Annotated in this window: 18 protein-coding genes and 3 pseudogenes; 15 read left to right on the top strand and 6 right to left on the bottom strand. The window is 61.1% G+C overall.

What is annotated here, in order from left to right:
* Positions 1-42 precede the first annotated feature (42 nt).
* Both HFO99_RS32250 and HFO99_RS32245 read left to right on the top strand, forming a co-directional pair.
* Positions 43-465, top strand: a complete 423-nt coding sequence (locus HFO99_RS32250; RefSeq protein WP_222253935.1) for a MerR family transcriptional regulator — start codon at positions 43-45, stop codon at positions 463-465.
* 69 nt (positions 466-534) lie between these two features.
* Entirely contained in the window at positions 535-1749 is a 1215-nt protein-coding gene (locus HFO99_RS32245) for a TIGR03862 family flavoprotein (protein WP_222365679.1), read from the top strand.
* A 145-nt stretch (positions 1750-1894) separates the two neighbouring features.
* On the opposite strand, the gene msrB is transcribed toward HFO99_RS32245, so the two are convergent.
* The gene (gene msrB / locus HFO99_RS32240) at positions 1895-2380 is read right to left on the bottom strand and encodes a peptide-methionine (R)-S-oxide reductase MsrB (protein WP_222336439.1); all 486 of its coding nucleotides are present in this window, start codon (positions 2378-2380) and stop codon (positions 1895-1897) included.
* A 209-nt stretch (positions 2381-2589) separates the two neighbouring features.
* On the opposite strand from msrB, the gene HFO99_RS32235 reads away from it, so the two are divergent.
* The 10 genes from HFO99_RS32235 (at position 2590) to HFO99_RS32190 (ending at position 14617) form a co-directional block, all read left to right on the top strand.
* A complete protein-coding gene (locus tag HFO99_RS32235) occupies positions 2590-3549 on the top strand; it encodes a helix-turn-helix domain-containing protein (RefSeq protein ID WP_222336442.1) in 960 nt (319 codons plus the stop codon).
* Between the two features lie 166 nt (positions 3550-3715).
* Complete coding sequence (gene adh / locus HFO99_RS32230; RefSeq protein ID WP_017968031.1) at positions 3716-5224, top strand: aldehyde dehydrogenase; 1509 nt, start codon at positions 3716-3718, stop codon at positions 5222-5224.
* Between the two features lie 215 nt (positions 5225-5439).
* Positions 5440-5832: a DUF779 domain-containing protein gene (locus tag HFO99_RS32225; protein ID WP_222365682.1), complete on the top strand. Its 393-nt coding sequence runs from the start codon at positions 5440-5442 to the stop codon at positions 5830-5832.
* Positions 5833-5938: 106 nt separating this feature from the next.
* The gene (locus tag HFO99_RS32220) at positions 5939-6535 is read left to right on the top strand and encodes a DJ-1/PfpI family protein (protein ID WP_222336444.1); all 597 of its coding nucleotides are present in this window, start codon (positions 5939-5941) and stop codon (positions 6533-6535) included.
* 24 nt (positions 6536-6559) lie between these two features.
* Positions 6560-6910, top strand: a complete 351-nt coding sequence (locus HFO99_RS32215) for a ribbon-helix-helix domain-containing protein (protein ID WP_222365678.1) — start codon at positions 6560-6562, stop codon at positions 6908-6910.
* A 164-nt stretch (positions 6911-7074) separates the two neighbouring features.
* Positions 7075-7782 (top strand): SDR family NAD(P)-dependent oxidoreductase, encoded by a 708-nt coding sequence (locus HFO99_RS32210; protein ID WP_222336446.1) that lies wholly within the window; start codon positions 7075-7077, stop codon positions 7780-7782.
* Positions 7779-8912, top strand: coding sequence for a calcium:proton antiporter (locus tag HFO99_RS32205; protein WP_222365677.1), 1134 nt, complete (start codon positions 7779-7781; stop codon positions 8910-8912). Before HFO99_RS32210 ends, HFO99_RS32205 begins: the two co-directional genes overlap by 4 nt.
* A gap of 129 nt (positions 8913-9041) precedes the next feature.
* Complete coding sequence (locus HFO99_RS32200; protein WP_222365676.1) at positions 9042-9806, top strand: DUF4239 domain-containing protein; 765 nt, start codon at positions 9042-9044, stop codon at positions 9804-9806.
* A 273-nt stretch (positions 9807-10079) separates the two neighbouring features.
* Complete coding sequence (locus HFO99_RS32195) at positions 10080-11279, top strand: efflux RND transporter periplasmic adaptor subunit (RefSeq protein WP_222365675.1); 1200 nt, start codon at positions 10080-10082, stop codon at positions 11277-11279.
* 143 nt (positions 11280-11422) lie between these two features.
* Positions 11423-14617: an efflux RND transporter permease subunit gene (locus tag HFO99_RS32190; RefSeq protein WP_222365674.1), complete on the top strand. Its 3195-nt coding sequence runs from the start codon at positions 11423-11425 to the stop codon at positions 14615-14617.
* An 84-nt stretch (positions 14618-14701) separates the two neighbouring features.
* Here the strand turns inward: HFO99_RS32190 and HFO99_RS33735 are convergent, their stop codons facing one another.
* From HFO99_RS33735 to HFO99_RS34025, 4 genes and pseudogenes are all read right to left on the bottom strand, one after another.
* Positions 14702-15502 (bottom strand): hypothetical protein, encoded by an 801-nt coding sequence (locus HFO99_RS33735; protein ID WP_261323436.1) that lies wholly within the window; start codon positions 15500-15502, stop codon positions 14702-14704.
* A 266-nt stretch (positions 15503-15768) separates the two neighbouring features.
* Positions 15769-18297, bottom strand: a complete 2529-nt coding sequence (locus tag HFO99_RS32185) for a methyl-accepting chemotaxis protein (protein ID WP_222365673.1) — start codon at positions 18295-18297, stop codon at positions 15769-15771.
* Positions 18291-18656: pseudogene (locus HFO99_RS33730) on the bottom strand (chloride channel protein); the annotation flags it as partial. The gene HFO99_RS32185 and the pseudogene HFO99_RS33730, both read right to left, overlap by 7 nt.
* On the bottom strand, positions 18623-18991 hold the full coding sequence (locus HFO99_RS34025) for a hypothetical protein (protein WP_409994952.1): 369 nt from the start codon (positions 18989-18991) through the stop codon (positions 18623-18625). The gene HFO99_RS34025 and the pseudogene HFO99_RS33730, both read right to left, overlap by 34 nt.
* Positions 18992-19223: 232 nt before the next feature.
* Between HFO99_RS34025 and HFO99_RS32175 the strand changes: the two genes are divergently transcribed.
* From HFO99_RS32175 to HFO99_RS32165, 3 genes and pseudogenes are all read left to right on the top strand, one after another.
* A complete protein-coding gene (locus HFO99_RS32175; protein ID WP_222365672.1) occupies positions 19224-20123 on the top strand; it encodes a universal stress protein in 900 nt (299 codons plus the stop codon).
* Between the two features lie 263 nt (positions 20124-20386).
* Positions 20387-20562, top strand: a pseudogene (locus HFO99_RS34020) (sulfite exporter TauE/SafE family protein); the annotation flags it as partial.
* A gap of 189 nt (positions 20563-20751) precedes the next feature.
* The gene (locus tag HFO99_RS32165) at positions 20752-21978 is read left to right on the top strand and encodes an SLC13 family permease (RefSeq protein ID WP_222365671.1); all 1227 of its coding nucleotides are present in this window, start codon (positions 20752-20754) and stop codon (positions 21976-21978) included.
* Between the two features lie 74 nt (positions 21979-22052).
* Here the strand turns inward: HFO99_RS32165 and HFO99_RS32160 are convergent.
* Positions 22053-22373 (bottom strand): annotated as a pseudogene (locus HFO99_RS32160) (YkvA family protein); the annotation flags it as partial.
* Positions 22374-22571: the final 198 nt, after the last annotated feature.

Here is a 22571-nt window from a genome sequence, read left to right as displayed (position 1 = left end):
TCTCCTACATCCTCTAGCGACTAGAGGTGCAAGAGGAAAATCATGAAAAAGATCACCATTGGTGAAGCTGCGCGCCAAAGCGGCGTCAAGGTGCCGACGGTCCGTTATTATGAGAGCATCGGCCTGCTCGCGGCGCCGAGCCGCAGCGAGAGCAACCAGCGCTCCTTCGAGCCTGCCGATATCAGCCGCCTCGCCTTCATCCGCCATGCCCGTGAACTCGGCTTCGAGATCGATGCGATCCGCACGCTGCTCACCCTGCAGGATGATCCGCACCAGTCCTGCGCCTCGGCCGACGCCATCGCTAAGGCCCGCCTCATCGAGGTCGAGCAGCGCATCCGCAGCCTGATGGCGCTGAAGGCCGAGTTGGAAACCATGGTGGAAGGCTGCGGTCACGGCCGCGTCGACCAATGCCGAGTCATCGAGGTGCTCGCCGACCACGGCCAGTGCACACATCCGCACCACTGACCGCTGCCCTTGCAGGCGGTCAGCGCCCGCGCCAAAACTGAATGCAGACAGAATCGGGCAAAGACATCAATGAACCAGAAGCGGATCGCGATCATCGGCGGCGGCCCGGCGGGTCTCGCGGCGGCCGAACTGCTGTCCCGTTCCGGTCATGCGGTGACGGTATACGATGCCATGCCGACCTTCGCCCGCAAGTTCCTCTTGGCCGGCAAGTCGGGTCTCAACATTACCCATTCCGAGGATTACGCCCGTTTCACCACACGCTTCGTCGCAGCCTCCGCCCGTCTGCGCCCCGCTCTTGATGACTTTACCCCTGATGATATCAGGGATTGGGCAGCAGGGCTCGGGATCGAGACCTTCGTCGGCTCGTCCGGCCGGGTGTTCCCGAAGGTGATGAAGGCCTCGCCTTTGCTGCGCGCCTGGCTCAGGCGACTGGAGGCGCAGGGCGCCACGCTGCGCTCCCGCCACCGCTGGAGCGGTTTTGCCGAAGATGGCTATGTTTTCGAAACGCCCGAAGGACGCAGCATCGTCCATTGCGACGCAGCCCTGCTGGCGCTCGGCGGCGCAAGCTGGCCGCGCCTCGGCTCCGATGCAAGCTGGCTGACTCGGCTATCGGAGAGAGGCGTCGAGATCGAACCCTTTAAGCCCGCCAATTGCGGCTTCGCCGTCGGCTGGAGCGGAAGCTTCAGCGAGCGTTTCGCCGGCGAGCCGGTAAAGTCGATCACCGCAACATCCGAGGCCGGCACATTTCCCGGCGAATTCGTCATCACCGGGAGCGGCATCGAGGGCAGCCTGATCTATGCCCACACCGCCAGCCTCCGCGACCGGCTGCTGAACCACGGCAGCGCTGCCCTGACGCTCGACCTCGCCCCCGGCCGCACCATCGAGAGGCTGAGCCGCGACCTTGCGCGGCAGGATGCCAAGTCGAGCTTTTCAAACCGCCTGCGCAAGGGAGCCGGCCTCGACGGCGTCAAGGCGGCGCTGCTGCGCGAACTCGCTCCCGAGCGCGACCGAACCGATCCGGAGCGTCTCGCCGGCATGATCAAGGCGCTGCCGGTGCCGGTGATCGAAACCCGGCCGATCGCCGAAGCGATCTCCTCGGCCGGCGGCATTTGCTGGAGCAGCATCGACGATGGCTACATGTTGAAGGCGCTACCGGGCACCTTCGCCGCCGGTGAGATGCTCGACTGGGAAGCGCCGACCGGCGGCTATCTCCTCACCGCCTGCCTGGCGACCGGCCGGGCGGCAGCGCGGGGCATAGAAGCCTGGTTGCAGCGCAGAGCATGATGCCGAAAAGTGTGATCGCTTTTCGGACGACATCATGCTCCAACTATTAATTTAGAACAGGATTCAGATTTTAGGCCGACCCGGCCTAAAATCATCCTGTTCTAGGCGCAGGCAGTCATCAGCACCGAGCGAGATCATCCCTGGATCAGGCCGAGGCCGGACGGAATGTCATGGCGAGCCCGTTCATGCAGTAGCGAAGCCCGGTTGGCTTCGGGCCGTCATCGAAGACATGGCCGAGATGCCCACCGCAGCGGCTGCAGTGCACGGCGTTGCGCACCATGCCGAAAGTCGTGTCGCTCGTGGTGCCGACGGCTTTTTCGAGCGGCGCCCAGAAGCTCGGCCAGCCGGTGCCGCTGTCGAATTTGGTGGTCGAGGAAAAGAGGTCCTGGTCGCAGCCGGCGCAGGCGAAATTGCCCTTTCGCTCCTCATGCAGCAAGGCACTGGTGAAGGGCTGTTCCGTTCCCGCGCGGCGCAGGATGACATATTGATCCGGCGTCAGCAGCTTGCGCCATTCCTCGTCGGTGTGCGTCACCGCAAACGTCTCGGCAGCGATCGCCTTGCCGGGCAGGCCCAGGTGAACCCCAAACGCCCCAAAAGCGGCGCCCATCAGCAACAATCGTCTATTCAGCATGGTCGGATCTCCTCGTCTGGCAAACCTTGCTTCCGTACAGAACTACGAGAAAGAGGGGTCGTTTGTTACGCCATGGCCGTCCAAACACCGAAATGTGATTTCCGCCACTTTCGTCAGGAAGAGCCGCATGCTGACGACCGCCAGTACCGGCCGATTGCAAACCGGCCGCTTTTCCATCAGAATGTGCTGAACTTCGGTGGGAGGAGCCGATGCACGAACACTCAGCGCACGCCGAGCACGTCTACACGTCTGCCCAGCGCGATTCTGCGGCGGCCAGTTCTCCTGTTGTCGCCTCATGGCGGCGGTGCATGACCATGCATCAGCTCGCTCCCGAGGACCAGCGGGCTCCACTGCGCCTCACCGACCAGGAATTCCGCCGCGCGCGCGAACAGTCCGAACAGCTGATCGCCAGCGCGACGGAAGAGCTCGATCGTCTCTTTACCACCGTTGGCAGGGCGGGCTGCTGCCTGCTTCTGACCGATAAGAACGGCATCGCGCTGGAGCGTCGGGGCGCTGCCGGCGACGACAAGGAATTCCGTGAACTCGGCCTGTGGACCGGCTCGGTCTGGACCGAGGCCAGCATCGGCACCAACGGCATCGGCACCGCACTTGCCGACGAGCGTGCCGTCGCCATTTTCCGCGATCAGCATTTTTTCTGCTCGAATACCAGCCTCAGCTGCACGACGGCGCCGATCCGCGATCATCGTGGCCGGGTGGCAGCAGCCCTCGACATCTCCACATGCCGCGACGACGTCAACGAGATGACGCTGGCAATCTTGACGCAGACCGTGCGCGATGCGGCAATGCGCATCGAGCTCAACCTTTTCCGCTCGGCCTTTGCCGGCGCGCGTTTCCTGATGGTCCCGGCAGGCGCCAATTCCGCCGCCGCCCTGCTTGCCGTCGACAGGCATGATCTGGTGCTCGGCGCAACGCGCGCCGCCCGCATCGCGTTGCAATTGGACGACACGCGCATCGCCGCCGGCATTCCTGCCGCTGATGCCCTGCACGAGGCTGGCGTCTCCCAGCAGGACGAAATCGTCGAGGCGGAGAAGGCGGCACTGCTGCGGGCATTGTCGCGCGCCGGCGGCAATGTCTCGCAGGCGGCGATCGCGCTTGGCATCAGCCGCGCAACGCTGCACAGGAAGATGAAGAAGCTCGATCTCCACTGATCAGGGTAAAGGTTCCGCTCCCGGAGCAATCGTGACGCGATGCTGTCGCAGCTCTGCGACACTGTGCGCTGCGGTATGGAAGACCCGCCCTATTCCCTCCGCCAAAATATGCACATTTTCCTCCCACTGGTTCGCTTGGGAACCTGGATCATCAAGGGAGGATGACATGCTTCATCAGAAAATCGTCGAGTCGCCATTCAAGCTGAAATACGGCAACTATATCGGCGGCGAATGGCGCGAGCCGGTCGAGGGAAAATACTTCGAAAACCTGACGCCCGTCACCGGCGGCAAACTCTGCGACATTCCCCGCTCCAATGAAAAAGACATCAATCTCGCGCTCGACGCCGCCCATGCGGCTAAGGAAAAATGGGGCCGCACCTCCGCTGCCGAGCGCTCCAATATCCTCATGAAGATCGCCCAGCGCATGGAAGACAAGCTGGAATTGCTCGCCCAGGCCGAGACCTGGGACAACGGCAAGCCGATCCGCGAAACCATGGCGGCCGACATTCCGCTGGCGATCGACCACTTCCGCTACTTCGCCTCCTGCATTCGTGCCCAGGAAGGTTCGATCGGCGAGATCGACCACGATACCGTGGCCTATCACTTCCATGAGCCGCTCGGCGTCGTCGGCCAGATCATTCCGTGGAACTTCCCGATCCTGATGGCCACCTGGAAGCTGGCACCTGCGCTTGCCGCCGGCAACTGCGTGGTGCTGAAGCCCGCCGAGCAGACACCGGCCTCGATCCTGCTCTGGGCCGAACTCGTCGGCGATCTCCTGCCACCCGGCGTGCTCAACATCGTCAACGGTTTCGGCCTCGAAGCCGGCAAGCCGCTGGCGACCAGCCAGCGCGTCGCCAAGATCGCCTTCACCGGCGAGACGACGACAGGCCGGTTGATCATGCAATATGCCAGCCAGAACCTCATTCCGGTGACGTTGGAGCTCGGCGGCAAATCGCCGAACATCTTCTTCGCCGATGTGATGGCCGAAGACGACGACTTCCTCGATAAGGCGCTCGAAGGTTTTGCGATGTTTGCCCTCAACCAGGGCGAAGTCTGCACCTGCCCGAGCCGCGCCCTCGTCCAGGAATCGATCTACGACCGCTTCATGGAAAAGGCCGTCAAACGCGTCGAAGCGATCAAGCAGGGCAACCCGCTCGACACCGCGACGATGATCGGCGCCCAGGCCTCGACGGAGCAGCTGGAAAAGATCCTCGCCTACCTCGATATCGGCAAGCAGGAAGGCGCGGAAGTGCTGACCGGCGGCTCGCGCAACGATCTCGGCGGCGAGTTGGCGAACGGCTATTACGTCAAGCCGACGATCTTCAAGGGTCACAACAAGATGCGTGTGTTCCAGGAAGAAATCTTCGGACCGGTGGTTTCAGTCACGACCTTCAAGAACGAGAAGGAAGCGCTCGAAATCGCCAACGACACGCTCTACGGTCTCGGCGCCGGTGTCTGGAGCCGCGACGCCAATCGCTGCTACCGTTTCGGCCGCGAGATTCAGGCCGGCCGCGTGTGGACCAACTGCTACCACGCCTACCCGGCCCATGCCGCCTTCGGCGGCTACAAGCAGTCGGGCATCGGCCGTGAAACCCACAAGATGATGCTCGACCACTACCAGCAGACCAAGAACATGCTGGTGAGCTACAGCCCGAAGGCCCTCGGCTTCTTCTGAGATGCTTCGGCATGGTGGGAGGGCCTCAAAACCCCTCCCCAACCCTCCCCACAAGGGGGAGGGGCTTAACGTGCGGCCCTCGCCGTATTCACTCTTGAGCGCAGCATATGCAGTCGGCTTGTTGTTTGCGAGCCGGCGCCACAGCTTAGCCCCTCCCCCTTGTGGGGAGGGGTTGGGGAGGGGAATTCTCCTCTCCAAACTTTGGAGGAAAAATGATGGAAACCACCGTCAACGGCGAAGCGCGTGTTCTCGCAACCGACGCAGCTCTCGATCTGATCGCAGAAATCAAGCGGGATCATCCCGATATCCTCTTCCACCAGTCCGGCGGCTGCTGCGACGGCTCCTCGCCCATGTGTTATCCGGCTAACGAATTCATGATCGGCGACAGCGACGTCAAGCTCGGCGAGATCGGAGGCGTACCTGTTTATATCAGCGCCAGCCAGTTCGAGGCGTGGAAGCATACGCAGCTGATCATCGACGTCGTGCCCGGCCGCGGCGGCATGTTCTCGCTCGACAACGGCCGCGAGAAACGCTTCCTCACTCGTTCCCGCCTCTTCGGCGGTGGCGAGGCTTGCGCAGTGCCTGATGTCAAAGTCAGGGCGGTCTGATGCTGCCGCCCGTCGGGGTGGGAATTTCGCCTGTAGTATTCCCATAGTACCTGCCCGCAGCAGCTCTTTGCTAATCTCCGCCTGTTGGTTTCAAAGGGAGGAAACGATGCCAGCCTCAAAGATCCTGATGATCACGGGTGATTTCACCGAAGATTACGAAACGATGGTGCCGTTCCAGACACTGCTCGCCTGCGGCTACACGGTCGATGCCGTCTGCCCCGGCAAGAAGGCCGGCGACACCGTCGCCACCGCCATCCATGATTTCGAAGGCGACCAGACTTATTCCGAAAAACGCGGCCATAATTTCGCACTGAATGCCACCTTCGACAGCGTGCGCGCCGAAGATTACGATGCCCTCGTCATTCCCGGCGGCCGTGCGCCCGAATATCTGCGCCTCAACGCCGACGTCATCAAATCCGTCCGACACTTCTTCGACACCGGAAAACCGGTTGCCGCCATCTGCCACGGCGCGCAGCTGCTTGCCGCTGCCGGTGTGCTGAAGGGCCGCACCTGCTCGGCCTATCCCGCCTGCCGGCCGGAAGTCGAACTTGCCGGCGGCATCTATGCCGACATCGCAATCAGCGATGCAGTCTCGGACGGCAATCTGGTCACGGCGCCCGCCTGGCCGGCGCATCCGTCGTGGCTGCGCCAGTTCATGGCCGTGCTCGATGCCGCAGCACTGCTCGAAACCAACGCCGCCTGAGGAGGGCTGCAATGGGGGGATGATATGTGTGAACTCTTCATCAAGGCGGATGCTCGGCTCTGGGAAAGCACCACCCGGTCGCTGCGCATCGACGGCATGGTCACCAGCGTCCGGCTGGAGAACTTCTTCTGGGCGAAGCTGGAGGAAATCGCCCGGCGCGACGGCATGAATGTGGTCCAGCTGATCACCCGGCTGCATCATGAATCGATCGATGCCGGCCACGATCTCGGCAACTTCACGTGCTTCCTGCGGGTCTGCTGCGCTCGCTATCTCGACCTGCAGCTCACCGGCGACATTCCGGCCGATGTCACTCGTCCGATCTCAGGCCTCGACGCGCCTGTCATCCTCGGCCGCGAACGGGCGAAATATCACTGAAATCAACTCCGACAGACGATCAAAGACGAACGGCCCGCGGATCGCTCCGCGGGCCGTTTCGCAAACATCTGACCTTGTCTTGGGCAGGGGCTTGCGCTACCGCGCAGCCTGGATCAACAATGCGCGGCACCGTCCAGCGCGGGCACGTCGGGAGATCGATTGCCATGAACGACCAGAAAGCCGTGATCGTCACGGGAGCCGGCGGCAACCTCGGCAGCGCCGTTGTCCGCGAGCTTGCCAACGCCGGCGCAAAACTCGTCTGCATGAACCGTTCGAGTCATGAGCTGGAAGCGTTGGCAGGCGATCTTCCCGCCTCCACTGAGTTTCTGTCGATCGCGGGAACGGATCTCACCGACTATGCTTCCTGCGCCGCCGCTGTCGCCCGGGCGGTCAAGCGCTTCGGGGGCGTCAGCGCGTTGGTCAACACCGTCGGCGGTTTCCAGATGGGACCGGTCGGGCCGGAGGCCCCCGCGCAGTGGGAGACGATGATGACCGCAAACGCTCGCACGGCCCTGACGATCAGCGCCGCGGTTCTCCCGACCATGAAGGCCGCCGGCTACGGCCGCATCGTTCATATAGCTGCTGCACCCGGCCTGAGGGCCGGTGCGAAGCAGGCCGCTTACGCCGCCTCGAAAGCCGCTGTCATCCGGCTGACCGAGGCGATCGCTGCCGAATGCCGCGACGACCGCATCACCGCCAACTGCATCCTGCCGGGGACGATCGACACGCCTGAGAATCGCGCGGCCATGCCCGATGCGAAGACGGACGGCTGGGTATCGCCGCAATCGATCGCCCGCCTCATCGCCTTTCTGATTTCGCCGGCCGCAGCTGTCGTCACCGGCGCGGCAATTCCGGCAACCGGCCGCGAATGACGGAGGGTCCGGCATCGCGCACTGTCGGCGCAGCCAGCCTAATGCGCGAGGAATGGTTCCTGGGCGTCAGCGTCGTGACGAGCCTGGCATTTCTTGTTTTCCAGGAGCAGCTCTTCGGGCAGCTTTCCGATCCGCTTTGGTTCACTGTCGTTTTCGCGTGGCTGTTCGCTGCCGTCCTTGGCTCCGCTTTGTCGGTTGTCCGGCACGCGGATCATTTGGCTGAGCGGCTGAAGGAGCCCTACGGCACGCTTATTCTGACGCTTGCCATCACCTCGATCGAGGTGATGGCAATATCAGCTGTCATGCTTCACGGCGATAACAATCCCACACTTGCGCGCGACACCCTGTTCGCAGTCGTCATGATCATCCTGAACGGCATGGTCGGCCTGTCCTTGCTGCTGGGCGCATGGCGGCGACCGGAACAGCAGCATAACCTGCAGGGCGCCAACGCCTATCTCGGGGTCATCGTACCGCTGGCGACCCTGAGCCTGGTGATGCCGACATTTCTTGCGGGGCCGGACGGACAGCATCCATCTGCACCGCGGCAACTGATACTGGGTATAATATCGGTCGGCCTTTACGCTACGTTTCTGTTTCTTCAGGCTGGCCGCCATCGGGACTATTTCACCGACGACAGCAACCGTCACGAGCGCATCAGCGAACCTGTCCCTGGCCATGGGCCGGTCTGGCCGCATGCCATTCTGCTTTTCGCCTATATGGCTCCCGTCGTCTTTCTCGTCGAACAGCTTGCCCGGCCGATCGATTACATTATCGAAACCCTGCATGCTCCAATGGCATTTGGCGGTGTTGTCATGGCCGTCCTTGTCGCGACGCCCGAGGCAATCAGCGCCGTGCGCGCGTCCATCGCCAACAATCTTCAGCGCGCCGTCAACATCTTCCTTGGTTCGGTATTGTCGACGATCGGGCTGACCGTGCCGGCGATGCTTGTCATCAGCCGTCTTTACGGGCACCCGGTGACGCTGGGCCTCGAACATGGAGATCTGGTGATGCTCCTGCTCACTCTGGCCGTCAGTATCATCACCTTTGCCAGCGGCCGCACGCATCTCATGCAAGGCGCTGTCCATCTGGTGCTTTTCCTGGCTTACGTGCTGCTCATTTTCCAGCAATGAAACCCACCCGATTGCGACCGCACAAGATCAGGAATGCAAAGAGTTCCGCGCTTGGTCCGTCTTCCGCTATGATAACAGCACAGCTTGCAAGGTGGCTGCAGGACTTACGTGGCGATACGGAGACCGGACTTGGGCTCACTGTTGGTTGGCGGGCTTGTATTTGTTTTTCTGTCGATGGCGACGTCGATAGGATTGATCGTGCGCGGCCGCTTGCCGGATCACCATCTCAATGCAGAATCCAAGGACGTCATCAGGCTCGCGACCGCAGTGGTGGGAACGCTGTCGGCCTTGGAGCTCGGCCTTCTGATCGCATCCGCCAAGTCGTCCTATGACAATGCCGAAGTGGAGATGCGAACGGCGGCGGCACGGATACTGCTGCTTGACCGCGTCATGGCGCAATACGGGCCGGAAACCGACAAGGCGCGTCAATTGCTGCGCGAACTCATCGAGAAACGCCTGAGCCGCGGCCGGACTGCCGAAACCACCGACGAGACATCCGGCAAGGCACTGGGAGAATATCAGGATATAGAGTCGGTTCAAAGCGACCTTCGATCCCTGGCACCGAAGGATGCGGTGCAGCGCTCTCTCCAGGCGCGCGCTCTTGAGGTGAGCGGTATGGTGGCCGAAACCCACTGGCTTCTGGTCGAATCCGGCAAGGAAGGTCTGCCCTGGGCTTTCCTTACGGTTCTCGTCTGTTGGCTTGCGCTGCTTTTTGCGACCTTCGGGCTGCAGGCGCCGGCCAATCCGACGGTGTTGTCAATTCTGCTTGTCTGCGCCCTGTCCGTCGCGGGCGCGATCTTCCTGATTGCTGATATGGCCAACCCATATGTCGGGCTGGTCCATGTTTCGGATGCGCCTTTGCGGTCCGCCATAGAGCGCCTCGGGAAACCCTAGTTTCGTGCTGGCCTTCGAGGATGAGCTTCGACACAGTTTAATTGTGCACCAGCAGCTATTGCAATCTTTAGCAATGCCGCGACATAATATCGCATGCCCGGAGCTTTTCGGAGAGGGGTTGTCTCCGCCGAGGCACGCATGAAGACTACAGCGCCGCGCGTCTTTTCAGACGCGCAAAGGACGCTGTAGATCTCTGAAATTACTCCATAATTCCTCAAATCAATTCGATTTGATGAATTATGCAGCAGACTCGTAAACATCGGGGCGGCGGCAATGCGTGTGAGATTGTATCAGGGTCTGCACCTGTCTGTGGTGCTCGCCGGCATGGCAATTCTCGCTGGCTGCGAGGGAAGCGGCAACACCTACGTTCCCCCTCCTCCACCTGCGGTTCGCGTGGCCCAGCCGGTCCAGCAGCCGGTAACCCTCTATTTCGAACTCACCGGCAATACGGCGCCGCTCAATTCGGTCGATATCGAGGCGCGCGTTCAAGGCTATGTACAGTCCATCGACTATCAAGACGGCATGACGGTGACGAAGGGTACCAAGCTCTTCGGCATCGAGCGCGACACCTATCAGGCGCAATTGGACCAGGCGAAGGCATCGCTCGCCTCGCAACAGGCGTCTCAGGTCGGCGCGAAGCAGGAATACGACCGACAGCTCAATCTGTCGAAGCAACAGGTCACAACGCAGACCGCCGTCGACAGCGCCAAGGCAACGCTCGACGAGGCGAATGCATCCATCCTCAACGCTCAGGCTAATCTCGATCTCGCGACGATCAACCTCGGATATACCGAAGTGCTTGCCCCCTTCGACGGTACCGTCACCGATCACCTCGTCGATATCGGCGCACTTGTCGGCGTATCAGGCCCCACCAAGCTTGCCAGCATCGTTCAGACGGATCCGCTTTATGCCTATTTCAACGTCAGCGAAACACAGGTGCTGATAATCAAGGAAACGCTGGCAAAGCAGGGACATACCTTCAAGCAGACGGACCTTCCAAGCATTCCTGCGGAGCTCGGCCTGCAGACCGAGGAAGGCTACCCGCACAAGGGACATCTCGACTACGTCTCGCCGCAGCTCGATGCCTCTACAGGCACGCTTCAGGTGCGCGCACTCTTCGACAACAAGGACCGCGCCATGCTGCCCGGTCTCTTCGTGCGCGTCCGGGTGCCGGTCGGCCATAACGACAAGGCTCTGCTGGTGCGCGACGATGCGATCGGAACGAACCAGCTGGGCAGCTACCTGCTCGTTCTCGGCAACGACGACGTCGTCGAGCAGAAGCAGGTCAAGACCGGCCAGCGTGAAGGTTCGCTCCGTGTTATCAACTCCGGCCTCGATCCGTCCGACTGGGTCGTAACCCAAGGTATCCAGCAGGCCATCCCCGGCAGCAAGGTCACGCCCGAGAAGATGGAAATGAACCCGCCGGCAGCTGCCGCCGGCGATACCAAGGCAAAGACCACCACCACGCAATGAATTCGCCACCATGCTTCATCTGACCGTCTAGAGCGGTTCAGCCTTTCATGGAAACGCAGAACCGCTCTAACCTTTTGTTTTGTCACAATTCCGGACCGAAAACCGCTTCGCACTTTTCCTGGAATTGCTCTAAGGACAACAGCATGATCTCGCGCTTCTTCATCGAGCGACCGGTACTCGCCAACGTTCTGGCGTTGGTCTTCGTGCTCATCGGCGCGGTAGCCCTGTTCCAATTGCCAGTGGCGCAATATCCGAATGTCGTTCCGCCGACGGTGCAGGTGACAACGCGTTTTCCCGGTGCCAGCGCCAAGACCCTCGTCGATACCGTTGCCCTGCCGATCGAGCTGCAAGTCAACGGCGTGCAGGACATGCTCTACATGCAGTCGACGAGCGCCAGCGACGGCACCTATTCACTGACGGTGACCTTTGCCATCGGAACGGATCCCGATCAAGCGCAGGTTCTGGTGCAAAACCGCGTTGCCATAGCGATGTCATCGCTTCCCGAAGCGGTGCAGCTTCAGGGCGTGACGACGCAAAAGAAATCGACGGCGATCCTCGGCTTCGTCAGCCTGACCTCGCCCGACAGCCGCTATGACAGCCTCTTCCTGTCGAACTATGCCGTCATCAATCTGCAGAATGAACTCGCCCGCCTGCTGGGTGTCGGCAACGTCACCGTGTTCGGTGCCGGCCAGTATGCCATGCGCATCTGGATGGACCCGAACCTGCTGCAGGCGCGTGGTCTGACACCGCAGGATATCGTCAACGTGGTGCAGCAGCAGAGCCAGGAGGTCACCGCCGGCCAGATCGGCATTCCGCCGGTGCCGAAGGGGCAGGTCTTCCAATACACGCTGAATGTCAATGGCCGATTGAACGAGGCGGCCGACTACGAAAACATCGTCGTCAAGGTTGAGAGCGGACAGGGCGGCCGCATTACCCGGATCCGCGATATCGGCCGCGTCGAACTCGGCGCCCAGACTTACAGCCAGTCCTTCATGCAGAACGGCCGGCCGGCAGCCGGTATCGGCATTTTCCAGCTGCCGGAGGCGAATGCCATCGCGGTGGCCCAAGCGGTGAATACAAAAATGCAGGAGCTCTCGAAGAGCTTCCCGCCGGGCCTCGAATATCATGTGCCGTTCGACACGACCAAATTCGTCGAGGCTTCCATCGACGAAGTTTACGTCACCTTGATCGAGGCCGGCGTTCTCGTTCTCATCGTCATTCTCGTTTTCCTGCAGGATTGGCGGGCGATGCTTGTGCCGGCGACCACCGTTCCGGTCACCATCATCGGCGCCTTCGCGGCCATGGCGGCATTGGGCTTCACCGTCAACCTGTCGACGCTGTTTGCCATCGTTCTCGCCATCGGCATCGTCGTCGATGATGCCATCGTCATCGTCGAGGGTGTCGCCCGCCACATCGAGGCGGGCATGTCCGGCCGACAGGCCGCCGAGAAGGCGATGGAGGAACTCCTCGGTCCGGTCATCGGCATTACGCTGGTGCTGATGGCCGTCTTCATTCCGGCCGCCTTCCTGCCCGGCCTGACCGGACAGCTTTATCGGCAATTCGCCCTCGTGATCGCCGCCACGGCGCTGATCAGCGCCATCAATGCCGTCACGCTGAAGCCGACGCAATGCGCCCTTTGGCTGCGGCCGCCGGTCCCGCCCGAGAAACGCAACGTCTTCTATCGCGGCTTCAACAGGGTCTACGACAAAGGCGAACGCGGCTATGCCGGGCTGATCGGATCGATGACCCGCCACGCCGGTGTCATGGCCATAGCGGCAATTGTGCTGATCGGGGTCGCCGTCTGGGGCCTCACCCGTCTGCCGACCGCGTTCCTACCCATCGAGGATCAAGGTTACGTGCTGATCAGTGCACAACTGCCTGACGGTGCCTCAAAGGAGCGCACCGATGCCGTGATGAACGAGGTCGGCAAGATCGCCGAAGCCACACCTGGCGTCGATCAGGTGCTGACCATCAGCGGCATTTCCGTTCTCGACAACAACGCCAGCCTGCAGAATGCCGGCGTCGCCTATGTCGTTCTCAAGGATTGGGACGAGCGCGGCAAGCAGAAAGGGCAGGATCTGTTGTCGATCTACCAGCATCTGAACGGCGCGCTGCAAAGGGTGCTCGCCGCCAAGACGCTGGTGGTCGTGCCGCCTCCGATCCAGGGCGTCGGCAATGCCAGCGGCTTCACCATGCAGGTCGAGATCAAGAACGGCATTTCCGACTACCCGCTGCTGCAATCGCTTGCCGATACGATCGTCAAGAACGGCGGTGCCCAATCGTCGTTGCAAAGGCTGAGCACGCCCTTCCGCTCGAACGTGCCGCAACTCGCAGTCGCCGTCGACCGCATCAAGGCGGAGACATTGGGGGTTACCGTCGGTCAGGTTTTCTCGGCGCTCTCCGGCTACGTCGGCTCAAGCTATGTGGCCCAGTTCAACAAATTCGGCCGCACCTTCCAGGTCTATGCGCAGGCCGCTTCCGATTTCCGGGTCAGCCCGGATGACATCCGCAATCTGAAGGTCAAGGCCGGTGACGGGACAATGGTGCCGCTCGGCACGGTCGTCGATGTCACGACGACGCAAGGCCCCTCCCTGATCAGCCTCTACAATCTCTACCCCTCAGCAACAATCGTTGGCGGGCCAGCCGCCGGCTTCAGTTCGGGCCAGTCGCTCGACGTCATGGAACAGATTGCCGATCGAACGCTGCCGCCGGGCGCCGGCTTCGAATGGACGGCGCTGTCCTATCAGGAGAAGGCTGTGGGCGGGCAGATCTATTTCGTCTTCGCGCTCGCCATCCTCCTCGTCTATTTCGTGCTCGCCGGCCAATATGAAAGCTGGATCTTGCCGCTGGCGGTCATTCTCGCCGTGCCGCTCGCCCTCCTCGGCACGGTGGCGGCCCTGACCGCAGCGGGCGTTGCCAACAATCTCTATACGCAGATCGGCCTCATCCTGCTGATTGCGCTTGCATCGAAGAATGCCATCCTCATCGTCGAATATGCGCGCGAGAGGCGGGCGGAAGGCATGGAAATACTGGAGGCGGCCGTCGAGGCCGCCCGCCTGCGTTTCCGGCCAATTCTGATGACGTCCTTCGCCTTTATCCTCGGCGTCCTGCCGCTGGTGCTGGCGACAGGCGCCGGCGCATCCGCCCGCAAGTCGATCGGCATATCGGTCTTCAGCGGCATGATCGCCTCGACCTGCCTCGCCGTGCTTTTCGTCCCGTCCTTCTACGTCCTACTGCAGCGCCTCGAGGAATATTGGAAAGGGCGCCCGACAACCGCAAGCGTTGGCGTTGCGGATGCGGATGCGGATGCGGATGCGGAAATATCGAAGGTTCGGTAAGCGGCTGCGATCACTATCGCGCGGGTCGTCGCAGTGCGACGCTGCTCGGGTTACCTCCTTCACAGATCGAGATTCACACAGACGCTATAATCCCGAGGTCAGCACCCTATAACAGGCAGGCGACACGCGTTGCAAATTGTCCCGCAGACAAGCGATAGCCCGTCCTCCGCCCAAAGGCACCGTGCGGCACAGAGCCTGAAAATCCGATCCGCAGGTTTCGCGCAGGATCATCAGATCCTCGCGCGGCGAGAAGGCCGGCATCATGGCCCGAGGAGCGGGCGTGGTCACAACCGTCGCCGCAGCACCGCCGCTGGCTGGGCTTGATCCGGCTGATCCTCCCCCGGCTGAGCCTCCCAAGGCCGCAACGGCCTGCTGACACGGCGCCGATAGAGCGGCATTGTGCTGTTGCAAGCAGCTGAGGGCCTCGGTGCCGCCCGGTGTGACACCAGAGCATTGCGCCATAAAATCGCGTTGGCAGGCCGATTTGACGGCGTTGCGCTGCGCCTGCGTCGGTGCGGCCGTCGCCGGCGCCGGTGTGGTCGCCCCAGTGGTTGCGGGCGCCGCCGGGGCCGGCTCCGCGGATGTCGACTTGGGTTTGCTCACCGCCGACACCGCCTTCCCGCAGCCCGCCGACAGTGTGGCATTATGTTGTTGCAGGCAGGTAAGCGCCTCGATGCCGCCCGGCGTCACCCCTGAACATTGCGCTATGAAATCGGAGCGACATTCCGACTTGATCGCATTGCGCTGCTCTTCAGTCGGCGCCTGCGCGGACGCGACGCCAGCTAAGAGCACCACTGCGCAGAACGCTGGCAATCCCGAGATAGGATACAGAAGACGACGCCTTCCATGCGGAGCCGCCAGTAGAGAAGATGCCCAGTTTCGCATTATTCCTCCCCCATAGATCTCTAATCTACTTCATGAAATCGAACGTCCTGCTGAATAGGATAATAAACGCCCGTCAGTTGGAGGGGCGTTGCTTGCCGCCGCGGAAATATTAAACGGCGGCTCCACGTATATTAGAAGATTGCTATTTTAGCAACTATCGCGCGCCTGAAACCTGATCAAGGGAAACGTATTACTCATCAGCTTGCTGATTGGAAATCACCCATCTCAAAGCAAGTTAGCAGGTGCTGCGAGAATACCTGCTACCGTCATGCAGCAGTCCGGTACCCTCTTGAAGCCGCGCTCTCGTGGCCTTCAAGCCGAAAGCGCGCAATCATGTCGGTAAGTGCAAGCGCCTCGGACGATAGCTGTCGGGTGGCAGCATTCGTCTCTTCCACCATCGCCGCATTTTGCTGTGTCATACGATCAATATCGTTCACCGATGCGTTGATCGAATGGAGTGTCGTCGCTTGGTCGCGGCTTGACGAGGCGATGAGCTCGATATGACCGACAATATGGACGATCTCGCTGGAAATCTCCATCAGCGCATCGCCGGTGCGGCCGACGAATTCGGAACCGGACGCAACCTCTCGGACGGAATTGTTGATAAGCTCACCGATTTCCTTGGCTGCGCGAGCCGATCGCTGCGCCAGCTCCCGCACCTCCTGCGCCACGACAGCAAAGCCCTTGCCGGCCTCACCCGCTCTTGCCGCCTCGACTCCAGCATTTAGGGCCAAGAGATTGGTCTGGAAAGCGATAGCGTCGATGGCACTGACAATCTGAACGATCCGGCCGGACGCGTCCTCAATCCGCCCCATGGCCGAAACAGCGTTCTGGACCACTGAGGCCGAGGCGTCAGCGCCCTGTTTGGCGCGTTGGACTAGCGCAAGCGCTGCTGCTGCCCGTCCTGAAGAGGTGTTGACGGCGGAAGAAATCTCCTCCACTGCCGCTGCTGTTTCCTCAAGTGCGGCCGCCTGCTTTTCCGTTCGGCTGGCTAGGTCATCAACGGCTTCCGCCATCTGGCGGCCATTGTCGCTGATGAGGGAAGACGTCTCGCGGATATCGCAGAGCGTCTCCTTGAGACCCGCGACCGACATGTTGAAATCGGTGCGGATCCGGTCGAGTTCGGAGGCAAAGGGCGCATCGATCGAAAAATTCAACTCTCCGCGCGACAGCCTCGTGAGACCTTGTGCAAGCGCCTCGATTGCAGCGTCAACCTGGACCTTGGCGCTACGCCGCTCGAGTTCGTTGCGGGCGCGCTCAGATTCCGCATCATTACGCGCGATCTCGGCCTGTTGTTCCATTTCGACATTCGACAGCGCATTTTGTTTGAAGACGGAAAGCGCACGGGCCATTTCCCCGATTTCGTCGCCCCGTGCCTCGCCGGTGATTGCGGTATCGAGCCTTCCCTCTGCGATCTTGCCCATCGCTGCGGTAATCTGGGTGATCGGTCCCTTCAGGGTGATGACCAGCGCGGCACCCGCGGTCATAGCGATCAGGATGCCGAACACAATGGCGCCACCGGATATCCTATTGGCCTGTTGACGATCCTGCCCAGCATTTTGCCTTTGCGTCTCGGCGAATTGAGCAAGCAGGTTCCAGGTGTTGCCGATCTGCGCCGCAGCGCTGTCGAATTCAGCCAGCTTGCGCGCCGCACCTTCGGAGAGCGCCGCCGCGTTTGCTGCAAGCAGATCGAGGACGGGTTGAGCCTTCTTCGGAATTTCGGCAAAGACGGGATCGTCGTTCACCACGCCGGCAAGACGGCCGAGCTCGGTCTGATACATGTAGATCGACTGCTGGACTTTCTTCACGCGCGCGTCGTCTGGATTGCCGGCGAGTTCGGCGAAGCCGACGCGGATCTCGTTATTGCTGTTAACGATGGCGCGCAGTTCGTTGCCGACATTCGTCGCCTGCGAGATATCCTTGTCCGACGCGGCAAGCGCGAGCACGGAGGTCCGCATCAGATCGTCGCCAATCGTCTTGAGACCGTCGCCAGTTGCAGCAAGATTGGCAACGGTGGCATCCGTTGCTGGGACATCCAAAGTGTCAGGCGACACCTTCGAAGCGTTGGCAATGACGTCCACAGCAGCGGCATACTGCGCGGCGAGCGCTTGTTTGTCGGTCGCGACCGCAGGCGAAAGCTGCTCCTTTGCCTTTTGCAAATCGGGCGCGTATTTGGCCAACAGGCTAACTCTGTCAGCCGGCGTCGTCGCATTCGTATAGTCATTGCGAAGTTTTGTCACGACACTGGCGGCGGCGCTGACGGAGACGGAATTGTTCAGACCGCCCTTGTTGGCATTTTCCGTCTTCTTCGCGCCAGCCATCAGCATGAACGAGCGCTTGCCAACCTGCCCCTGCAGATCAAGAAGTGCCGCGGAAGCAGCGTCAACATCACTGAGAATTTTCTGCTGCCCCGTTTCGATTTGCCAGATCGCTTCGATCTTTTGCGGGATGATTTGCGATTGATCGAGTGCCCGGTCAAGAAGCCCCACATCGGTCGTCGGCCTTAGGCTCTCGATCGTCTGCTTCAGGTTTGCCAGTTGCTCTCGGGCGTCCGCAAGCGCGGTATCACGGGCTTCCTGCGACGGCTTCATCAGAAAGCCGGTCATGCTGGAAGAAACATGTTTGAACCCATTCAGGGACTGCAAAACATGGTTGGAGATCTCCATCCGACCTTCGAGAAGGCTGGCCGCGTAGTAGCCCGTCAGCCCCACTGCGCATAGGCTAACGACAAATGGCGCCAAAAGTACCAGCACCTTTGTCTGAATGCGAACCCGCGACATCAAACCATTTACCATGAATGCACCCTCACCACCAACTGGAGCCAAACTGTCATTCTTTGCTTAAGAACCGATAAATGGGTTGATCCGAGATTTTCTTGGAAGGAGGTTGTGATCGTCCGAAGACGAACCCGGCCGACGAGATTACTGAGGACCTGGGCGTTGAGGTCGCGGACATGGCGGAGAGAGACGCCGGGCGGGATATCATTGGCCGCGGTCGTCTTGGGAACACCGACGCGCTGCGACAGAGAGATGCTGGAGTGTCCGCTGCAGAGATAGGCGAGGAAGCAGGCGACAGCGATGTAGACCGTATGCGTCGAACCAAAGAGCTCGATACCCATGATCATGCAGGCAAGCGGCGTATTGCTCGCACCGGCCGCGCGACGAAAGCGGTTCTCGGGCGCTGGCCGGGCTCGCCGACCGCGGTGTCGATCTCGTTGCCAAGGCGACCAGCCATGCTGTCGATCACATCAACCGCTTCTTCGACATGCTGCGGCTGGAACTCGCCTTCTATGTCGGCTGCCTCAACTTGCGTGAACGGCTCGAAAAGCTCGGCGCGCTTTCTGTCTTTCCCTCGCCGCTTGATACCTCGCTCAAGAAGCATCGGTTCGGGGGACTCTACGACATCTGCCTCGCCCTCATCGCCGGCAGGAGTGTCGTCGGCGCCGGGAAGACGGGTCGAGGACCTACAAGCTGATCGAGGGAAAGCCATTGCGCACAAGCTTCGGCGAGGACCCTGAGTAAAGAGATTTTCGAACTGGCATCGGGAACTGATGTGCACCCGCATAATGCGGTGCAGTCCAGCGGAATCGTTGCCGGGTCTGGGATGGGAGAGTAATATTTGTTCCGGCCCCTTTCAATGAAGCGGCAAATTGACCCGCTCCTCAAATAGGATCGAAACAGGGACCAGAAGCGATGTGGGAGCATCGCGAAGGAGGCCCGACATGAATAACGCACCCTCAAATGACAGCCAGCGGAAACCGCCATCGCTGCAGGCGGGCGTCATCTTCGCCGACGTGCATGAGGTCACCCTCCATGCCGATGTGCTCGCATTGCTGCCCGATCCGGCAACCGCGCGGCTTAGCCTCGATGTCGCCGAAGACGCCGCACGCGCCGTCGACGGCACAATGGCTGCCGCCCATGTCGGTGCCGATCCGGAGCACATGATTGCGGCGCCCGAGGAAATCGACCTGCAGATGCTGCGGGATATGGACGAAGGCTCGCCGCGCCAGCGGCTCGCGCGGGTGACGCGGGCTTTCGAGGACTGGAAGCACGAAAAGCCCGATCGAGAGCGTCTCCTTCTCGACGACTGCCGCGGCGATCTCAATCGCTGCGTGACAACCGAATGCCACGAGACGACGCTCGTCGTCGCCCCGTGCCATGGCAATATGGACGCCCGCGATGCTTTTCACGATCTCCTGTTCAACGAACACAAGCTGGTGCTGGTGCCGCCACCCGGCCAATATGCCGGCAACCTGCTCGGCCATGTCGTGATTGGCTGGAAGCCGCACGATCATGCGCAGCGCGCCGTCGTCGCGGCGAGACACTGGTTGACCGCGGCCGATCGCATTACCGTTCTCTGCGTCAACGACAAACCCGACGGAAGTTATCAGTTCACGGCGCGGGAACTGCTCAAGCAACTCGGGCTGGACGGCGACGTTATCGCGATCAACTCAGGCGGCCGCTCCGTCGGCGAAACAATCCTCGATTTCGCGAAAATCGAGAAGGCCACCTGCCTGCTGATCGGCGCCTACAAGCACGGATATTTCTTGGAGTTGCTGCTCGGCCGCGTCACGCGCTATCTGTTGTCACATAGAACGCTTCCGATGATGATGAAGCATTAGCTACACTTGGCGGGTATGTGACTGGCATGGGCCAACGAAAGCCGCTACAGAGTCGATATTTCCATCAGGCTCTATCGACCGCGATATCGGTGAACGCAACGACAGCACCTCAGTCTCGAAGCTTACCCATTGCATTCGGCGGAGGGGCAATTATCGGCACGCTCGGCGGGCTGGTTGGCCTTGGCGGCGCGGAGTTCCGCTTGCCTCTTCTGATCGGCCTTTTCAGTTTCGCAGCCCTGGAAGCGGTCATCCTTAACAAGGCCATGAGCCTCGTTGTGGTCGCAACCGCCCTGTCGTTCCGCGCCGGAACAGTGCCTTTCGCCGCTATCGCTGAGAACTGGCCTATCGTTACCAACCTGCTCGGCGGAAGCCTGTTGCATGGCTTGGGGCGAGATGGGCAACGCGCCTGAAATCGGCGGCGCTCTACAAGATCATAAGCGGAGGTCTTCACCACAATCAGATGGGAGGCGACGATGCGAGGCAGGAGAAACTCCAGTTGAGAGCGTCTCTACTCGCGTTGGGAATTAGCGAAACAAGACGTGGGAGGTCAGGAGCCGCTTGACCGGCTGCCCGCCTTTGTCGACACAATGGGGCGATCGAAAACGGACGCGATGGACGGCCTCCCACAATGACAAATCTCGTCGTTATTCTCTTCGGGCTCACCTATCTCGGGATGGCATTGGGACGCGTCCCGGGACTTAGGATCGACCGCGCCGGCATCGCAATGATCGTCGCAGTCGCGCTAGTCGCTCTCGCGGCAGTTCCCGTCGACGGGATAAGCGAGGCGATCCATTTTCCGACCTTGCTTTTGCTTGGCGGCTTGATGATCCTTTCCGCACGTGTTGGTGCAAGCGGCTTCTACGACGCGGCGTCGGTTTGGATAGCGGGCCAGGCAGGCAGGCCGCTGCGCCTGCTCGCCTTGACGATCACGGTCGGCGGCATCCTCTCCGCCTTCCTTGTCAACGATATCGTTGTTTTCGCCATGACGCCGCTGCTGTGCACCGGCCTCAAAGTGCGGAAACTCGACCCGCGGCCATTCCTGCTTGGTCTCGCAGCGGCCAGCAACGCGGGTTCGGCCGCCACCTTGATCGGCAATCCACAAAATATCCTCATCGGTCAGGCCGGCGCGCTGGGGTTCTGGCCCTATTTCGCGCAGGCCGTCGTCCCGGCGATCGCAGGTCTTGTTCTCAGTTTCGGATGCATCGCGTTCATCTGGCGATCAAGTCTCGCAGCGGCAGACGACGGCGCCCCCCTCGAGCCTGTAGCCTTCGACCGCATTCAGGTCGGAATCTGTACCGTCGCCCTTCTTGCGCTGCTTGTCTTGTTTGCCACGCCGCTGCCACGTGAGATCTCGGCTCTTTTGGTCGCCGCCTGCCTGATCGTAAGCCGCACCCTTCCGACCCGGCAACTCTTCGGCGAAATCGACCTGCCATTGCTGATCCTGTTTGCGGCCTTGTTCGTCGTCAACGACGCCTTCGCGCGGACCGGAATTCCGGAGGAGGCCGTGCGGATGCTCGCCGCCCATGGCCTCCTTCCCGATCGAGTTTCGTTCCTTGTGCCGATCTCGCTCTTTCTGAGCAACACGATCGGCAATGTTCCCGCCGTGGTGATGATCCTGAAGGTCTGGCAAGAGATTCCGGAGGGGGTCCTGGTCGGCCTCGCCATTCTTTCGACGCTGGCCGGAAACCTGTTTCTGGTCGGAAGCCTTGCAAATCTGATCGTGGCCGAGCGTGCCTCAGCCCAAGGGGTACGGCTGACTTTTCGGGATCACGCGAAAGCTGGCGTACCGATCACAGTCCTATCCATGGTCTTCGCTGGCCTCTGGTTGTGGCTCGGTGGTTTCATGCCTCTTTAGCCATGCTTGGCAACGCAGGCTCGAGCTGAGATAGCCTTCAGCATCATTGTCGATGTGATCAGACCGACGCCAATCCAGATCGCGATGATGGCGACCATCGCGGCGCGGCTCCAGGGACTTTGAGAGCGCGCTGCCGTCGCACGATGCTCGGCCAGATTCCGGCCGAATCAGTTTGACCGCCCGAAGAATGCCCACCGGGACGATGACACTGTCGTCGAGTTATCCAAGGACCGGTACGAAATCCGGAATGAGATCGATGGGTGAAAGCGCATAGCCAGCGACGACGAACGCAACCACTTTGCATACCACGGCACGCGCGGGTCGCGAGCGGCGAGATAGAGCGCGTGAACGTCCTGCTTGACGCCTCGCGCCCAGCTTCGAAGCCGGGTCTTGAGGGAATTACTCCCAGCCGACTGCCTTTCCCCTTCTTGCCTGTCGCCCGCCGTCATCGTCTTTGATCCAATTCCTGCCCGGCGGATGCCTGCCTCGATCCATCGGTAAGCACAAACGCAAAAGGCCCGCACGAGGCGGGCTTTTGAGTAAGTGTATTTGGGAAGATTTGGTTGCGGGGGCAGGATTTGAAGTTTTCTGTC

Origin of the sequence: Rhizobium leguminosarum (genome assembly GCF_019798305.1) — a bacterium.
GTDB classification, from domain to species: domain Bacteria; phylum Pseudomonadota; class Alphaproteobacteria; order Rhizobiales; family Rhizobiaceae; genus Rhizobium; species Rhizobium leguminosarum_U.
This window is presented reverse-complemented; position numbering and strand designations above follow the sequence as displayed.

Excerpts from the sequence above, each read along its gene's own strand:
- HFO99_RS32250 (WP_222253935.1), top strand. The coding sequence starts at position 43 with ATGAAAAAGATCACCATTGGTGAAGCTGCGCGCCAAAGCGGCGTCAAG.
- HFO99_RS32245 (WP_222365679.1), top strand. The coding sequence starts at position 535 with ATGAACCAGAAGCGGATCGCGATCATCGGCGGCGGCCCGGCGGGTCTC.
- msrB (WP_222336439.1), bottom strand. The coding sequence starts at position 2,380 with ATGCTGAATAGACGATTGTTGCTGATGGGCGCCGCTTTTGGGGCGTTT.
- HFO99_RS32235 (WP_222336442.1), top strand. The coding sequence starts at position 2,590 with ATGCACGAACACTCAGCGCACGCCGAGCACGTCTACACGTCTGCCCAG.
- adh (WP_017968031.1), top strand. The coding sequence starts at position 3,716 with ATGCTTCATCAGAAAATCGTCGAGTCGCCATTCAAGCTGAAATACGGC.
- HFO99_RS32225 (WP_222365682.1), top strand. The coding sequence starts at position 5,440 with ATGGAAACCACCGTCAACGGCGAAGCGCGTGTTCTCGCAACCGACGCA.
- HFO99_RS32220 (WP_222336444.1), top strand. The coding sequence starts at position 5,939 with ATGCCAGCCTCAAAGATCCTGATGATCACGGGTGATTTCACCGAAGAT.
- HFO99_RS32215 (WP_222365678.1), top strand. The coding sequence starts at position 6,560 with ATGTGTGAACTCTTCATCAAGGCGGATGCTCGGCTCTGGGAAAGCACC.
- HFO99_RS32210 (WP_222336446.1), top strand. The coding sequence starts at position 7,075 with ATGAACGACCAGAAAGCCGTGATCGTCACGGGAGCCGGCGGCAACCTC.
- HFO99_RS32205 (WP_222365677.1), top strand. The coding sequence starts at position 7,779 with ATGACGGAGGGTCCGGCATCGCGCACTGTCGGCGCAGCCAGCCTAATG.
- HFO99_RS32195 (WP_222365675.1), top strand. The coding sequence starts at position 10,080 with ATGCGTGTGAGATTGTATCAGGGTCTGCACCTGTCTGTGGTGCTCGCC.
- HFO99_RS32190 (WP_222365674.1), top strand. The coding sequence starts at position 11,423 with ATGATCTCGCGCTTCTTCATCGAGCGACCGGTACTCGCCAACGTTCTG.
- HFO99_RS33735 (WP_261323436.1), bottom strand. The coding sequence starts at position 15,502 with ATGCGAAACTGGGCATCTTCTCTACTGGCGGCTCCGCATGGAAGGCGT.
- HFO99_RS32185 (WP_222365673.1), bottom strand. The coding sequence starts at position 18,297 with ATGGTAAATGGTTTGATGTCGCGGGTTCGCATTCAGACAAAGGTGCTG.
- HFO99_RS34025 (WP_409994952.1), bottom strand. The coding sequence starts at position 18,991 with ATGGCTTTCCCTCGATCAGCTTGTAGGTCCTCGACCCGTCTTCCCGGC.
- HFO99_RS32175 (WP_222365672.1), top strand. The coding sequence starts at position 19,224 with ATGAATAACGCACCCTCAAATGACAGCCAGCGGAAACCGCCATCGCTG.
- HFO99_RS32165 (WP_222365671.1), top strand. The coding sequence starts at position 20,752 with ATGACAAATCTCGTCGTTATTCTCTTCGGGCTCACCTATCTCGGGATG.